The sequence below is a fragment of the Blastococcus brunescens genome (genome assembly GCF_035320885.1).
In the GTDB taxonomy this organism is placed as follows: Bacteria; Actinomycetota; Actinomycetes; order Mycobacteriales; family Geodermatophilaceae; genus Blastococcus_B; species Blastococcus_B brunescens.
The window spans coordinates 1-14,774 of the sequence record NZ_CP141261.1; the positions used below are offsets into that span (position 1 = coordinate 1).

14 protein-coding genes and 4 pseudogenes are annotated in these 14,774 nt (G+C 69.7%); 11 read left to right on the plus strand and 7 right to left on the minus strand.

What is annotated here, in order from left to right; genetic code table 11:
* Position 1: 1 nt before the first annotated feature.
* Positions 2 to 1,022: pseudogene (gmd, locus tag U6N30_RS32985) on the minus strand (GDP-mannose 4,6-dehydratase).
* A gap of 195 nt (positions 1,023 to 1,217) precedes the next feature.
* On the opposite strand from gmd (U6N30_RS32985), the gene U6N30_RS00015 reads away from it, so the two are divergent.
* The 4 genes from U6N30_RS00015 (at position 1,218) to U6N30_RS00030 (ending at position 5,458) form a co-directional block, all read left to right on the plus strand.
* On the plus strand, positions 1,218 to 2,072 hold the full coding sequence (locus tag U6N30_RS00015; RefSeq protein ID WP_324275623.1) for a GDP-L-fucose synthase family protein: 855 nt from the start codon (positions 1,218 to 1,220) through the stop codon (positions 2,070 to 2,072).
* Positions 2,073 to 2,605: 533 nt separating this feature from the next.
* Positions 2,606 to 3,805, plus strand: a complete 1,200-nt coding sequence (locus U6N30_RS00020; protein WP_324275624.1) for a sugar transferase — start codon at positions 2,606 to 2,608, stop codon at positions 3,803 to 3,805.
* Between the two features lie 60 nt (positions 3,806 to 3,865).
* Positions 3,866 to 4,429 (plus strand): arsenate reductase/protein-tyrosine-phosphatase family protein, encoded by a 564-nt coding sequence (locus U6N30_RS00025; protein ID WP_324278579.1) that lies wholly within the window; start codon positions 3,866 to 3,868, stop codon positions 4,427 to 4,429.
* Between the two features lie 327 nt (positions 4,430 to 4,756).
* Positions 4,757 to 5,458 (plus strand): hypothetical protein, encoded by a 702-nt coding sequence (locus U6N30_RS00030; RefSeq protein ID WP_324275625.1) that lies wholly within the window; start codon positions 4,757 to 4,759, stop codon positions 5,456 to 5,458.
* Positions 5,459 to 5,474: 16 nt separating this feature from the next.
* On the opposite strand, the gene U6N30_RS00035 is transcribed toward U6N30_RS00030, so the two are convergent.
* Complete coding sequence (locus U6N30_RS00035) at positions 5,475 to 5,624, minus strand: hypothetical protein (protein ID WP_324275626.1); 150 nt, start codon at positions 5,622 to 5,624, stop codon at positions 5,475 to 5,477.
* Positions 5,625 to 5,687: 63 nt separating this feature from the next.
* Between U6N30_RS00035 and U6N30_RS00040 the strand changes: the two genes are divergently transcribed.
* A complete protein-coding gene (locus tag U6N30_RS00040; protein ID WP_324275627.1) occupies positions 5,688 to 5,864 on the plus strand; it encodes a hypothetical protein in 177 nt (58 codons plus the stop codon).
* On the opposite strand, the pseudogene U6N30_RS00050 reads toward U6N30_RS00040, so the two are convergent.
* Positions 5,849 to 6,198: pseudogene (locus U6N30_RS00050) on the minus strand (LCP family protein); the annotation flags it as partial. The gene U6N30_RS00040 and the pseudogene U6N30_RS00050 overlap by 16 nt on opposite strands.
* Before the next feature lie 743 nt (positions 6,199 to 6,941).
* Positions 6,942 to 7,112: a hypothetical protein gene (locus U6N30_RS00055; protein WP_324275629.1), complete on the minus strand. Its 171-nt coding sequence runs from the start codon at positions 7,110 to 7,112 to the stop codon at positions 6,942 to 6,944.
* 240 nt (positions 7,113 to 7,352) lie between these two features.
* Here U6N30_RS00055 and U6N30_RS00060 point away from each other — a divergent pair, with 240 nt between their 5' ends.
* Positions 7,353 to 8,414 (plus strand): UDP-glucose dehydrogenase family protein, encoded by a 1,062-nt coding sequence (locus tag U6N30_RS00060; RefSeq protein WP_324275630.1) that lies wholly within the window; start codon positions 7,353 to 7,355, stop codon positions 8,412 to 8,414.
* Positions 8,411 to 8,671, plus strand: coding sequence for a UDP binding domain-containing protein (locus U6N30_RS00065; protein ID WP_324275631.1), 261 nt, complete (start codon positions 8,411 to 8,413; stop codon positions 8,669 to 8,671). The genes U6N30_RS00060 and U6N30_RS00065 overlap by 4 nt, the downstream gene beginning before the upstream one ends.
* A gap of 21 nt (positions 8,672 to 8,692) precedes the next feature.
* Here U6N30_RS00065 and gmd (U6N30_RS32990) read toward each other — a convergent pair.
* A pseudogene (gmd, locus tag U6N30_RS32990) lies at positions 8,693 to 9,714 on the minus strand (GDP-mannose 4,6-dehydratase).
* Between the two features lie 85 nt (positions 9,715 to 9,799).
* Between gmd (U6N30_RS32990) and U6N30_RS00080 the strand changes: the two are divergent.
* The 3 genes and pseudogenes from U6N30_RS00080 to U6N30_RS00090 all read left to right on the plus strand — a co-directional run bounded on the left by U6N30_RS00080 (position 9,800) and on the right by U6N30_RS00090 (position 11,875).
* Complete coding sequence (locus U6N30_RS00080; RefSeq protein WP_324275633.1) at positions 9,800 to 10,765, plus strand: GDP-L-fucose synthase family protein; 966 nt, start codon at positions 9,800 to 9,802, stop codon at positions 10,763 to 10,765.
* Positions 10,766 to 10,892: 127 nt separating this feature from the next.
* Positions 10,893 to 11,195, plus strand: a pseudogene (locus U6N30_RS00085) (inositol monophosphatase family protein); the annotation flags it as partial.
* Positions 11,196 to 11,410: 215 nt separating this feature from the next.
* Positions 11,411 to 11,875: an inositol monophosphatase family protein gene (locus tag U6N30_RS00090; protein ID WP_324275634.1), complete on the plus strand. Its 465-nt coding sequence runs from the start codon at positions 11,411 to 11,413 to the stop codon at positions 11,873 to 11,875.
* On the opposite strand, the gene U6N30_RS00095 is transcribed toward U6N30_RS00090, so the two are convergent.
* Complete coding sequence (locus U6N30_RS00095) at positions 11,849 to 12,580, minus strand: ANTAR domain-containing protein (protein ID WP_324275635.1); 732 nt, start codon at positions 12,578 to 12,580, stop codon at positions 11,849 to 11,851. The genes U6N30_RS00090 and U6N30_RS00095 overlap by 27 nt on opposite strands.
* Positions 12,581 to 13,064: 484 nt before the next feature.
* Here U6N30_RS00095 and U6N30_RS00100 point away from each other — a divergent pair, with 484 nt between their 5' ends.
* Positions 13,065 to 13,346: a hypothetical protein gene (locus tag U6N30_RS00100; protein WP_324275636.1), complete on the plus strand. Its 282-nt coding sequence runs from the start codon at positions 13,065 to 13,067 to the stop codon at positions 13,344 to 13,346.
* Between the two features lie 553 nt (positions 13,347 to 13,899).
* Here U6N30_RS00100 and U6N30_RS00105 read toward each other — a convergent pair.
* Positions 13,900 to 14,637, minus strand: coding sequence for a GAF and ANTAR domain-containing protein (locus U6N30_RS00105; protein ID WP_324275637.1), 738 nt, complete (start codon positions 14,635 to 14,637; stop codon positions 13,900 to 13,902).
* Positions 14,638 to 14,774 lie beyond the last annotated feature (137 nt).

Genomic DNA, 14,774 nt, shown 5'->3' on the forward strand with positions numbered 1-14,774 from the left:
GTCAGGAGTCGATGCGGACGAGCCGTCCGGACCGCTCGTCGTCGAGCAGCTTGATGTCGGCGTCGACCATGATCTTCACCAGTTCCGGCGTGCGGACCTTCGGCTCCCAGCCGAGGACGTCCTTGGCCTTGGAGTAGTCGCCGATCAGCGCGTCCACCTCGGTGGGTCGCTCGTAGCGCTTGTCGTACTCGACGTACTTCTCCCACTCGGGCCGGCGTGCTCGAACGCCATCCGGACGAAGTCCTTGACGGAGTAGGCGCTGTTGGTCGCCAGCACGTAGTCCTGCGGCTCGTGGTGCTGCAGCATCCGCCACATGCCCTCGACGTACTCGGGCGCGTAGCCCCAGTCACGCACGGCGTCCAGGTTGCCCATGTAGAGCTTCTCCTGGATGCCGGCCTGGATCCGGGCGACCGCACGGGTCACCTTGCGGGTCACGAACGTCGCGCCCCGGCGGGGGATTCGTGGTTGAAGAGGATCCCGTTCACGGCGAACGCGTCGTAGGCCTCGCGGTAGTTGCGGGTGGCCCAGTAGGCGTAGACCTTGGCTGCCCCGTAGGGGCTGCGCGGGTAGAACGGGGTGTCCTCGTCCTGCGGAGGCGGCGTCGCGCCGAACATCTCCGACGACGAGGCCTGGTAGATCTTCGTGCGCACGCGTGCCGCCCGCACGGCCTCCATGAGACGCATGGCCGCGAGGCCGGTGACGTCACCGGTGAACACAGGCTGATCGAACGAGACGCGCACGTGCGACTGGGCGCCGAGGTTGTAGACCTCGTCCGGGTTGATGTCGCGCAGGATGTTCGTCAGCGTCGTGCCGTCGTTGAGGTCGCCGAAGTGCAGGAACAGCCGCCGGTTGGGGGCGTGCGGGTCCTGGTAGATGCCATCCAGGCGCTCGGTGTTGAACGACGACGAGCGACGCACGAGGCCGTGGACCTCGTAGCCCTTCCCGAGCAGCAGTTCGGCAAGGTATGAACCGTCCTGTCCGGTGATGCCGGTGATCAAGGCGGACTTCGCCACGAGATGCACTCCTGTTCCCCGTTATCGAACCCACATTTGTCCGGGCTCGGATTGCGGTTAGCCTAAGCCGTTCATGCCACGGGGAGGAATTGTCATGTCGATCTCACCGCTCGACCGGGGTGCGCCCGCGTTCATCGCCGGCCACCGCGGCCTGGTCGGGGCGCCGTCCTGCGGCACTTCCAAGACGCCGGCTTCAGCCAGCTGGTGACCCGCACCTCCTCGGAGCTCGACCTCCGCGACGGCGCGGCCGTCGAGGAGTTCTTCGCAGCTGAGCGGCCAGCCACCGTTGTGATGGCCGCCGCCAAGGTGGGCGGGATCCTCGCCAACAGCACCTACCCCGCCGACTTCATCTCCGACAACCTGCGCATGCAGGTGAACGTCCTCGACGCCGCGGCCCGCCACGGCGCCACGCATCTACTCTTCCTCGGCTCCAGCTGCATCTACCCGAAGCTCGCCCCGCAGCCGATCCGCGAGGACAGCCTGCTGACCGGGCCGCTCGAGGAAACGAACGACGCCTACGCCATCGCCAAGATCTCCGGTGTGCTCCAGGTGCAGGCGCTCCGTCGGCAGCACAGGCTCCACTACATCTCCGCGATGCCGACCAACCTGTACGGGCCGGGGGACAATTTCCATCCGCAGAACTCGCACGTGCTGCCCGGGCTGATCCGCCGGTTCCACGAGGCCAAGCTCGCCGATGCGCCGTCGGTCGTCGTATGGGGGACCGGGACGCCGCTGCGCGAGTTCCTGCACGTCGAGGACCTGGCCCGCGCCTGCCTGTTCCTCCTGGAGAACTACGACGAGCCCGCTCCGATCAACGTCGGCGTGGGTGAGGACCTCTCGATCCGCGAGCTGGCCGAGCTGGTCGCCGACATCGTGGGCTACCAGGGGCGGCTGAAGTTCGACACGTCCAAGCCCGACGGCACCCCGCGCAAGCTGCTGGACGTCTCCAAGCTGCACGGCCTGGGCTGGCAGGCCGAGATCGGGCTCCGCGACGGCCTTACCCAGACCTACGCCTGGTACCAGGAGCAGCTCGCCACCGGCGCCGTCCGCACCGCATAGCGGCCCGGACGTGGGTTGATCTCGGCGGTAGTTCCCGGTGTCCGATGAGAATCGTGGGGTTGCCGGATCGAGGGCTCACCGTGCGAGAGATCGCCGTTCACTTTCTCTTTCGGGCGGACTGACGGGCCTGTACGGTCTACTAGCCGGTTGAACGATGAAGTTCCTGGCGAAGCCGGGGGAATGGAGGGCGCTCAGCGTCCGGTTAGGTGCACGGGGTGCCCAGTTTCAATGCTCGACGTTCGCGATGGCTTGGGCCGTCACGACCAGCGGTCGGTGACGCGCGGCTGGTACTCCTACGCCGCCCGATTCCGCGGTGAAGGTACCGAGGCGCGGCGCGCTTGGCGGAGCTCCTATGTGCGGCGCATCGTCGCCGGCGACATCGTGTGCGCGGTTCTCGCGGGTCTCTGCGGCTATCTCGTCCGATTCGGCGGTGAGGTCGTGACTCCTCATGCCTCTACCTGGGCCGCCGTCGCGCTGCCGGTGATCTGGGTCGGCTCCATGCTGATTGCCCGCAGCTACGAGGAGCGTTTCCTGTGGGTCGGCGCCGAGGAGTTCCGACGGGTCTTCTTCGCAGCCATGATGCTGCTCGCCACCCTCGGCACTGTCTCCTGGGCGTTCAAGCTCGACGTTGCCCGCGGGTTCGTCATCCTCGCCGTTCCGCTCGCGCTGGTGTTGACCCTGGCGCATCGGCAGGCGCAGCGCCGGCTCCTGCACCGGGCTCGTCAGCGGGAGAGCACCTGCAGACGACGCTGCTGGTCGGTCACCGGAACGCTGTCGCTGCGCTTGACGAGCAGCTCGACCGTGAGGCCTTTCACGGCTATCGCGTCATCGGGACCTGCCTGCCGACTGACCAGTTCAGCCCCCACGCGGACGCCTTCAACGGCCTGCCCGTGCTGGGCGGCCTCGACGAGGTCGCCGATGTGGTGAAGCGGTACGAGGTCGACACCGTCGCCGTCCTTCCCTGCCCGGAACTCGATGGGCCGGCCTTGCGCCGCCTCGGCTGGGACCTAGAGAAGACCCGGGCGGAGCTGCTGCTGGCCCCGGCCATCACAGAGATCGTCGGTACCCGCGTCCGTATTCGTCCGGTCTGCGGCCTTCCGCTGATGCACATGGAACGGCCCGAACTGACAGGCCACCGCCGGCTCACCAAGGAGCTCTTCGATCGGACGGCCGCCTCGCTAGGAGTCTTCTTCCTGCTGCCCGTGCTGCTCGGCGTCGCGCTGGCCGTCAAAGCCACCAGTCGTGGCCCAGTGTTCTTCCGTCAGGAGCGCGTGGGCCGTGACGGGCAGACATTCAAGATGCTCAAGTTCCGCAGTATGGTCGTCGGCGCCGACGGCATGGTGAAATCCTACGTCGCTGAGAACGAGGGCAACGGCGTTCTCTTCAAGCTCAAGGTCGATCCCCGCGTCACGCGCGTCGGCCGAGTCATGCGCCGGTACTCGCTCGACGAGTTGCCGCAGCTGCTCAACATCATCCGTGGCGATATGTCGCTGGTCGGTCCCCGTCCACCGTTGCCCACCGAGGTCGAGAAGTACGGCTTCGACATGCACCGCCGCTTCCTCGTCAAGCCCGGCCTGACGGGCCTGTGGCAGGTCAGCGGGCGGTCGGACCTCTCCTGGGACGACTCGGTGCGGATCGACGTCCGCTACGTCGAGAACTGGTCTCTGACGTTCGACTTCATGATCCTCTGGAAAACGGTCGGCGCAGTGCTGCGCGGTTCAGGGGCGTACTGACCGCACAATGTGCCAGTGAGTGATTCCGGTGGTCTGCCCCCGGCCTTCACGATCCTGCTGGTGTGTACCGGGAACATCTGCCGCTCCGCCTTGGCCGAACGCTTGGGCCGCGCCTACCTGAACGAGGTGCTCGGTGATGCGGCGGCGCAGCTCCGGCTGACAAGCGCCGGCACGCGGGCCGTCGTCGGCTCCGGGATGCACCCGCACAGCGCCCTGGTTCTCGCCGGCTTCGGCGCGCAGGAGGGCGACTTCCGGGCGCAGCAGCTGACCGAGGCGCAGCCCGCACAGGCCGACCTCGTGCTCACCATGACGCGGTCGCACCGTCGGGACGTGCTGGCGCTCGCGCCCCGCGGCCTGGGGCACACCTTCACGCTGCGCGAGGCGGCCGCTCTGCTCCCACTCCTGCCCGATGACGATCCTCCCGGGGCCAACTTCGCTGAGCGTGCGCGCACCCTCGTGGCGGCGTTGGCCTCCGCGCGTTCGCATCGGCAGGGCGGTGAGGATGACGACGTGCGCGACCCCATCGGTCATCCGGTGGACGTGCACGAGGAGGTCGGCGAAGCGATCGTCGAAGCCCTGCTGCCGATCCTCCGGCGCCTCGCAGACCTGAAACCGCTGCGATAGCCGGGATGGGTGGGACACCTCGGCCCATCGGCGGCTGAGGGTGCGGCGCGTCGGGTACCTGCTCACTCGATCGGGCGAGAGTGTGACCGCGTGGTCACATTCGCCGCTCCGCCTGCCGATAACGGTCAGGTGTGGGTGACGTGGGTCCTGGCCGCCCTGGCTGTGTGGGTGCTCCTGGCGTTCGTGGTGGCGGTCGTCATCGGCAGGAGCATCCGTCTAGCTGAACGCAGGGCGCCTGGCGCCGCCGCTCCTTCCGTGCTGAGCACCGCCGACCTCGCGCCCGCTTCCCGCGCAGTGGCAGCACCGGTGCGTCGTCGAGTCATTCCCGTGCCGCCGATTGGCATCGCGCTGTTCGCGATCGCGGTCGGGCTCGAGACCGTCGGCTACGTCGTCCGCCTGACCGACGCCACCGGACCCACCGCGAATCTGCTCTCGATGGACGCCCCTGGTCCCTGCCCCGCCTCTTCATCGCGGCCCTGTTCGCCGCCGCCGCCCTCGCGGCCGTGGCCGGGGCGGGCAGCATCCCGGGCCGGCGCACCTGGTGGGTGGCCGTCGGGCTCGTGGCCGGCACCGTCGCCGCGGTCAAGGCGGGCAGCACCGTCCACGCCGTCGCGCTCACCTCGCTCGAGGCGCAGCTCGGAACCACCGGCGCTCTGGCCGTCAGCGTTCTCATGGCCGGCGTCGTCGTCGGCGGGCTGTGGTTCCTCAGCCGCACCGAGCGCCGTGACCGGCGCCGGATTCTCGGCGTCCTGTCGCTCTACGCCGTCGCCTCGGTCGGCCTGTCCGCGCTCTCGTCCGTCGCGGCCGGCGCCTACGGGGGCCAGCAAGGTTGCTGCCGCGGCCACCTTCGTCGAGGAGTCGGGAGAGGCGCTGGCCGCCGTCTCCTTCCTCATCGCCGTGCTCGTCGGTGTCGCACCGCGCGTGGTGCTCCCCGCGGCGTGGGCGCTGCGCCGCTCCGCCGACGCGCACACCCTGGAACTCCCCGAGGTTCAGCCCGCTCGCGTCGCCGAGGGGCCCGCCCAGCTCTGAGGCTAGCTCCCGGCGGTCAGCGGGGGACGTCGGGCAAAGCGTTCCGCTGGAACTCCTCGGCGTTCTGCGCGAGCGAGTCGTTGCGGAGATAGCTCCACATCCGCTCACCGGAGACGGTGTCCAGGTACACAACGCTGGCCGGCCCCTCCATTCCCGTGCCCAGCACGGGGCGGTAAAGAAGTCGATGCTCTCCGGCCGCACGTTCCGAAGCGAGTAGGCCATCGCGACCATGTCGGCATTGCCCAGGGTGTCGTCGACGCTCACCGCGCTGGTCACCGCGCGAAGCGCGGCGTCGAGCCGGCCCGGGTCGGTGAACGTGTTCGAGCTGAACAGCTTGCCGAACATCGACTGCAGGTACTGCTGCTGGCGCCGCACCCGGTCGAAGTCGCCGCCCGGCAGCCCGTAGCGCTGCGCGAGGTACCAGCGGGCCTGCTCGCCGTTCAGGTGGTTGGGGCCGGCCGGAAAGGTGAACGGCCCGTTGCTGGTCGTCTCCGCGACGACGACGTCGACACCCCCAGGTCGTCGGTAACCTGGATCAGCCCGTCGAAGTCGATCGCGACGTAGTGGTCGATGCGCACCTGGGTGAGCTGCTCGACGGTCTGGATGAGCAGCGTCGGGCCACCGAACGCATAGCTGGCGTTGATCTTGTTCCGACCGCGCCCGGGGATGTCGACCCAGGAGTCGCGCGGGATCGAGATGAGCTGCGCGTGCTGCCGGTCCGCCGAGAAGCGGGCCAGCATGATCGCGTCCGAGCGGGCGTCCGGGAGTTCCCCGGCTCGAGCTCCTCCCGGGTGTCCGAGCCCACGAGCAGGAAGGTGATGGGCTCTTCCCCGGCTGCCTGCTGAGGAGTGGCCGGGGCGGGGCGCGACTCGTCCTCCAGACCGTCGAAGACATCGGCGACCCGATCGATGCTGCCCGCGTAGCGCTCGGTCAGGAACCACAGGCCGCCGCCGGCGACGAGGGCGAGCACCAGGCTCAGCACGCCCAGGCTGATGAGCACCCGACGGATGGGCCGGCGCGGCCTCGGGGTCTCGTCGTCGTAATTCAGGTCGTCCTCGGGCTGCCAATCGCCGGCATCGCCGCGGGCATGGTCATCCGTGTACCGGGAATCGGCGCGGAATCGCTCCTCCGCGCCCCTGCCGGAACCGCCAGGTGGCTCGGCGCTCATAGGACCCCCGTCCGCTCGATGACGGGACCGAGGGTACGGGGGCAACGGGGCGCATCGGCGCCGTCTCACTCCGGCGAGCGAGGGTCTCCCAGGGCGCTGGCCCGTCAGAAGCCAGCGCGGACCACACCGCAACGGCACCGGTACAGGGAGCCGTTGCCGTAGGGGTCGTCGCCGTTCCAGCGGAACCAATGCACGTGCGACGGGGTCGGCTTCTCGAGAGCCCGGCGCAGCACCTGCGCGGGCTCCAAGCGACGTCGACCGGTCATCACGGGCGCTCCCTCCCGGAGGGAGGATGACGCCCGTGAGGCGTGCTGTCTAGCGAGGGGCCGCCGAACTCGTCCATTCCTCGGGCACGAAGTCCGGAACGGGTCGGACGGTGACCGTCGCCAGGCGCCGATCTGCCGTCCGGATCGAGCGGCCGATCAGGAGCGCCAGCGGCACAGCAAGGGCCACCCAGGCGCTCAGGAGGATCAGCATCCAGCTCATGTGTCCTTCCTAGGCGGAAGGCGGGCTCACCCCTTGATTCGACGCTCGCAAGACCTGCCAAGAAGAACGATGACTCTCTGTGGTGTGGAGTGCACGCCCAGCGCGCAAAGGGTCCCGACTGCGGCTGCATCGAGGGGCTTCCATGCACGGCGGTGGGCCAAGGGCTCCTGCTCAGCAGGCGAGTCCTCCGAGGAAGTGATCCACTCGAAGGGCAGGCATCCACTGGTCAGGCGGGCAAAGGTGCGGATCTCGGTCATCGGCTGCGGCTATCTCGGCGCTGTACACGCCGCGTCGCTGGTCGAGCTCGGCCATGAAGTCGTGGGCATCGACGTCGACGAGCGCAAGAGTGCAGCCCTCGGTCATGCAAGATCGCCCTTCTACGAGCCGGGCTTCCAGGACCTCTTGGAGCACAGCCTGGCGTCGGGGAGGTTGAGCTTCAGCACCGACGTCACGCAGGCCGCAGGCGCTCGAGTGCACTTCATCTGCGTGGGGACGCCACAGAAGCACGGCGAGTACGGAGCCGACCTGCAGTTCGTCCAGGCCGCCGCGGAGTCACTTCTGCGTGTACTCGAGCCGGGCGAGCTCGTGGTGGGCAAGTCGACGGTTCCCGTGGGCACCGCCGCCGGCCTGGCGCAGATGTACGGCGAGAAAGTTCCGGGCTCCCTCGTCGCCTGGAACCCGGAATTCCTCCGCGAGGGCTTTGCAGTCCGCGACACCTTGCACCCGGACCGGCTGGTCTACGGCATCGCCGACGGGGCCGAGGCGGCCACCATCGAGTCGATGCTGGACGAGGTCTACGGTCCGATCGTCGCCCGGGGCACTCCCAAGGTCGTCACCGACTACGCGACCGCCGAGATGGTGAAGACTGCCGCAAACTCGTTCCTGGCCACCAAGATCTCGTTCATCAATGCCATGGCCGAGCTGTGCGAGGCAACCGGCGCTGACGTGAAGCAGCTGGCCGACGCCATCGGCTACGACGACCGGATCGGCCGCAAGTTCCTCAATGCGGGCCTCGGCTTCGGCGGCGGCTGCCTGCCCAAGGACATCCGCGCCTTCATGGCCCGCGCCGGCGAACTGGGCGCCGACCAGGCGCTGACCTTCCTGCGCGAGGTCGACAACATCAACATGCGCCGGCGCATCCGCATGGTCGAGCTGGCCCGCGAGGTCTGCGACGGCTCACTGCTGGGCAAGCGGGTCGCCGTCCTCGGGGCCGCGTTCAAGCCCGACAGCGACGACATTCGCGACTCCCCGGCGCTCAACGTCGCCGCCCAGCTGCAGCTGCAGGGGCCGTCGTCCGGGTGACCGACCCGGCCGCCGTCGAGAACAGCCGCCGGCAGTGGCCGCAGCTCGACTACGCCGACACTGCCGAGGAGGCCGCCGAGCGGGCCGACGCCGTCCTGGTGCTGACGGAGTGGAAGCAGTACCGCCAGCTCGACCCCGTGGTGTTCGGTGACGTCGTCGCGCAGAAGCGTGTGCTCGACGGTCGCAACGCCCTCGACCGCGAGGCGTGGACCGCCGCCGGCTGGACTTACCGCGCCCTGGGCCGCCGCGCCGGCTGAGCCGGCGCGGCGACAGCAGCGTCAGGAGTCGATGCGGACGAGCCGTCCGGACCGCTCGTCGTCGAGCAGCTTGATGTCGGCGTCGACCATGATCTTCACCAGTTCCGGCGTGCGGACCTTCGGCTCCCAGCCGAGGACGTCCTTGGCCTTGGAGTAGTCGCCGATCAGCGCGTCCACCTCGGTGGGTCGCTCGTAGCGCTTGTCGTACTCGACGTACTTCTCCCACTCGAGGCCGGCGTGCTCGAACGCCATCCGGACGAAGTCCTTGACGGAGTAGGCGCTGTTGGTCGCCAGCACGTAGTCCTGCGGCTCGTGGTGCTGCAGCATCCGCCACATGCCCTCGACGTACTCGGGCGCGTAGCCCCAGTCACGCACGGCGTCCAGGTTGCCCATGTAGAGCTTCTCCTGGATGCCGGCCTGGATCCGGGCGACCGCACGGGTCACCTTGCGGGTCACGAACGTCGCGCCCCGGCGGGGGATTCGTGGTTGAAGAGGATCCCGTTCACGGCGAACGCGTCGTAGGCCTCGCGGTAGTTGCGGGTGGCCCAGTAGGCGTAGACCTTGGCTGCCCCGTAGGGGCTGCGCGGGTAGAACGGGGTGTCCTCGTCCTGCGGAGGCGGCGTCGCGCCGAACATCTCCGACGACGAGGCCTGGTAGATCTTCGTGCGCACGCGTGCCGCCCGCACGGCCTCCATGAGACGCATGGCCGCGAGGCCGGTGACGTCACCGGTGAACACAGGCTGATCGAACGAGACGCGCACGTGCGACTGGGCGCCGAGGTTGTAGACCTCGTCCGGGTTGATGTCGCGCAGGATGTTCGTCAGCGTCGTGCCGTCGTTGAGGTCGCCGAAGTGCAGGAACAGCCGCCGGTTGGGGGCGTGCGGGTCCTGGTAGATGCCATCCAGGCGCTCGGTGTTGAACGACGACGAGCGACGCACGAGGCCGTGGACCTCGTAGCCCTTCCCGAGCAGCAGTTCGGCAAGGTATGAACCGTCCTGTCCGGTGATGCCGGTGATCAAGGCGGACTTCGCCACGAGATGCACTCCTGTTCCCCGTTATCGAACCCACATTTGTCCGGGCTCGGATTGCGGTTAGCCTAAGCCGTTCATGCCACGGGGAGGAATTGTCATGTCGATCTCACCGCTCGACCGGGGTGCGCCCGCGTTCATCGCCGGCCACCGCGGCCTGGTCGGGGGCGCCGTCCTGCGGCACTTCCAAGACGCCGGCTTCAGCCAGCTGGTGACCCGCACCTCCTCGGAGCTCGACCTCCGCGACGGCGCGGCCGTCGAGGAGTTCTTCGCAGCTGAGCGGCCAGCCACCGTTGTGATGGCCGCCGCCAAGGTGGGCGGGATCCTCGCCAACAGCACCTACCCCGCCGACTTCATCTCCGACAACCTGCGCATGCAGGTGAACGTCCTCGACGCCGCGGCCCGCCACGGCGCCACGCATCTACTCTTCCTCGGCTCCAGCTGCATCTACCCGAAGCTCGCCCCGCAGCCGATCCGCGAGGACAGCCTGCTGACCGGGCCGCTCGAGGAAACGAACGACGCCTACGCCATCGCCAAGATCTCCGGTGTGCTCCAGGTGCAGGCGCTCCGTCGGCAGCACGGGCTCCACTACATCTCCGCGATGCCGACCAACCTGTACGGGCCGGGGGACAATTTCCATCCGCAGAACTCGCACGTGCTGCCCGGGCTGATCCGCCGGTTCCACGAGGCCAAGCTCGCCGATGCGCCGTCGGTCGTCGTATGGGGGACCGGGACGCCGCTGCGCGAGTTCCTGCACGTCGAGGACCTGGCCCGCGCCTGCCTGTTCCTCCTGGAGAACTACGACGAGCCCGCTCCGATCAACGTCGGCGTGGGTGAGGACCTCTCGATCCGCGAGCTGGCCGAGCTGGTCGCCGACATCGTGGGCTACCAGGGGCGGCTGAAGTTCGACACGTCCAAGCCCGACGGCACCCCGCGCAAGCTGCTGGACGTCTCCAAGCTGCACGGCCTGGGCTGGCAGGCCGAGATCGGGCTCCGCGACGGCCTTACCCAGACCTACGCCTGGTACCAGGAGCAGCTCGCCACGGGCGCGGTTCGGGCCGCGTAGCCATACCGGTCGCCCAGGCAGGACTGCTGCATGGGGACCGGCCCCTGGGAAGGGGCACGCCGCAGAACCGCGGCGCTGAACACGTCCCGCCGTCAAGATGCATGTCACTCGATCTGGAGGACGACGCATGCCTCCCCGCAGCGACCACGAGATTTCCCGCGACCTGGCTGTGTCGGCCGGGGCGCTGCTCCTGCAGGTCCGGGGCCGAGACTTCGGCGACGCTGCGGCACGCAAGGCCGCCGGCGACGCGGAGTCGCACCGCTTCCTGCTCGACCGGCTGCGCGAGCTCGTCCCCGGCGACGCCGTCCTCTCCGAGGAGGCGGCCGACGACGCCGCCCGCCTGACCGCCGACCGGGTGTGGATCGTCGACCCGCTCGACGGCACCCGCGAGTTCTCCGAGCTCGACCGCTCCGACTGGGCGGTGCACGTCGCCCTCTGGGAACGCGGCGAGCTGACCGCCGGCGCCGTCGCCATCCCCGCCGAGGGCTCACCCTCAACACCGGCGAGATTCCTGTCGTCCCCGACGCCGTCGACGGACCGATCCGTCTCGCCGTCAGCCGCAGCCGCCCGCCGGCGCTGGTCCAGGACCTGGCCGCCGAGCTCGGCGGCGAGCTGGTGCCCATGGGCTCGGCCGGCGTCAAGGCGATGGCGGTCGTCCGCGGCCAGGCCGACGCCTACGTGCACGGCGGCGGCCAGTACGAGTGGGACTCCGCCGCGCCGGTCGCCGTCGCTTCGGCGGCAGGCCTGCACACCAGCCGCCTCGACGGCTCGCCGCTGCGCTACAACCAGCCGGATCCCTGGCTGCCCGACCTGCTGATCTGCCGCCCGGAGCTGGCCGACCAGCTGCTGGCGGCGCTCGCCGAGCTGCCCTCGACGGCCGCGCCGTCCCGACCGAACCACGGGGAGTCCACGCACGACCACCGCGCACGACGAGCTGACCCACCTCGCCGACCCTGGGGCCGAGCCGTCGGCACCGCGGGGAGCACGTTCGCGTCTCCCCGCAAGGGCGGCGTGGAGATCATGGCTCGGCCGCTCCTGCCTGGAATGCCCCCGACCTCCGCCGGTCGTGCCACGCGGACCCACTCAGGCGCGGGGCGGCGTTCCGGGTAGCAGGCCGGTCAGCACGAGCTCCTCGGCGACCAGGCGCAGCTTGATGTTCTTCTGCATCGAGATGCGGGCCAGCACCTGGAACGCCTGGTCGGCGGTCAACTTGTGGCGCTCCATGAGGATGCCCTTCGCCTGGTCGATGACCGCACGGCTCTCGAGCGCCGCCTGGAGATTGTCGGCCATGTTCCGGGCGTCCTGGTAGGCCTGCATGTTGGCGGCGGCCACGCCGGCGTACGGGACGAACCTCGTCGCGGCCGTCCTGGCGGCCTCGTCGAAGGCGTGGGCCTCCCGGCCGTAGATGTTCAGCGCGCCGGTCAGACCCTCGCTGATGGGCAGGGGAACGGACAGCGAGCTCAGTGCGCCCTGCTCGACGGCCCGCTCCATGTAGTCCCGCCACCGCGGGTCGGTGCGGGTGTCGTCGACCTCGGTCAGTTCCCCGCTGCTGGCGGCGTGCAGGCACGGGCCGTAGCCGCGCCCGTACTGGCTCTCGTCGCAGTCCATGGCGAGCTGCCCGGTGAAGACTGCTGTGCTGGGCTTGTCGTTGGTGATCAGGGAGATCGACGCCTCGATGGGCCCCGGTAGGACGACCTTCGTCAGGTCGACCACCCGCTGCAGCAGCGTTTCCATGGAGTGCTCTCGCAGCGCGAGGGAACCCAGCTGCTCGAGAGCGCGGGTGACGTCGGCGGATGCGTTGCTGTCTGTGGTCACGGCCGCGAGGGCCTCCGGTCTGATCACCGGGGACACGTGACCTCGGCCGCGGGAGCAGGCTCTGACCTGGCACCGGCGTGTGGGGCGCCGCTGTATGACGACCCGGTGACCGCCGGCTGAGCCGGCGTCCGAGGCGGATCCTATGCGGGCGACCACCAGCCGGGCTATGGCCAGCTGCTGTTGCCGAGCACGCCGCCCGAGCCATGCTGAGTCGCGGCGGGGGCCCCGGCGGGGCTGCGCCGGGTGAGCCCCCGCCTGCCAAGGACGATGCCGGGGACGGCACGCCTGCAGAGGACGAGCACGAGCCGGCTGCCGCCGCGAGCCTGGACTCGAGAGCGGAGGACCAGCTCGATACGGGGGAAGCGGCGGCTGGGTCCTCGTGCGCCCCTGGGATCCGAGGCCCCGCGCCGCTCCCGGACATCGTTCCTCCGGCACGCTCCATGTCAGGTGGTGACACGCTCCGAGCCGACATAGCCTCGGCGCCGTGCCCGATGCCCGGCCCATCAGCGACGAGGACGCCGAACGAATCCGCACGGCCATCGCCGGCGTGCGGGCGGCGCAGGACGAGCTGGAGGAGGCTGTGGCCCGAGGGCTCATGAACGGAGCTTCTGTTCGGGCCGTCTCCGAGCTCGGCCTGTCACCGAACACCGTCCAGAAGTACGGGCGGGCGCACGGCTGGCCGACGGAGGAGAACCGCGCTCGGTTCAACGAAACACGTTGGGACCGCTACGGCAGGGAGAACCACGGCGAGAAGCCGGCCGGGTAGGTCGGCTCCACCGGACGCCTGCAGTCGACCGATGGAGCCTCACCGCAAACGAGCCCACGTCTCGAGCGCCGGCGGATGAGCCCAACGGTACGGAGGATTCCTGCGGCGCGCGCCGAGCGTGGCAGACAGTGACCAGCTGCCCAGCTCCTACTGGAGAGCTGAGGGACCGCTCGGCGACCGCACGGATGGACCGTCGCCGCCCAGGCTGAATGCTCGCCGACGGTCGGATCGCGGACGGGGTGGCGGACAGGTGTCCGCGTTCCGCGGATGCGTCTACCCGGCCTCGCCCGATGAGGGCGCGTCCCCGTTCTCTTCCGGGGCGGCCGCCGCCGCGTGCGCCGCTCCGGGTGTCCGCGGCGGGCCCAGTCGTTGCCCTCTGCGCGGTTCAGGCTGCGGCCGAGTCGGACTGCCGCCGCGGAGGCGGCGCCGACCCACCCGAGCAGCCACACCCACCACGGCACATCAGGTGTTCGTGCCTCGGCGTCCTGCCGGATGCGTCATGGATCCGGCCGGCGACCTGGACACGGTCGGAGCGGCAGGAGGATCCGCGTCGTCAGCGCTGATCCCGCTTGCCGGGGACGGCGCCGGTGTCGGTGACCTCGCGGGCGACGTCGACCAGCTTGCGGTTCATCTCCTGCGAGACGCGAGCCAGGACGCCGAAGGCCTGATGGGCGGTGAGCCGGTGCCGCTCCATCAGGATGCCCTTGGCCTGGCCGATCACGTCCCGGTTGTCCATCCCGGTCCGGAGGTTGGACTCGTGCTCCGCGCCGGCCAGCGCCACGGCGGCGTGGGCGGCGAACATCAGGGCGATCTCCTGCGACTCGTCGTCGAACGCGCCGGGCGTGCGCGCGTACAGGTTCAGCGCACCCAGCTGGTCTCCTTCGACGAAGAGCTGGAAGCACAGCATGCTGGCCGCGCCCAGCCGTGGGGCCTCCTGCGCGAACCGGGGCCAGCGCCCATCGGCGGCGACGTCCTCGACCTCGACGACCTCCTGCTCCCAGACGGCGTCCAGGCAGGGCCCCTCGTTCAGCCGGTCCTGCAGGGAGTCGACGTCCTTGGGCAGGTCGCTGGTCCAGGCTCGTGGCTCCAGCTTCTTGCGCCCGATCACGTAGGTGATGCCGCAGTCCTCGGCCCGCGGCACGGTCGCCACGGCCGCTGCGGTGATCGCCTGGAGCGTTCCCTCGACGTCCCCGTGCTCCTCCTGGAGCTGCCGTGCGACGCGGCTCAGCGCCTCACCCAGGGGATGGCGCGGGTCGACGGCGTCGTGCCCGTTCTGCGTGAGCGTCGTCATCCCTCGAACCTAGGCGACCGCGTCCTCCTGTGGCGGCGTCCTGCTGCCGTCGACGACCGCGAAGAAGGTGTCGTTTCAAGCGCATCCGGTGTCCGGAAGACGGCGCCGCGAGGACGGTCCCGGGGTTCGGTGCGGAC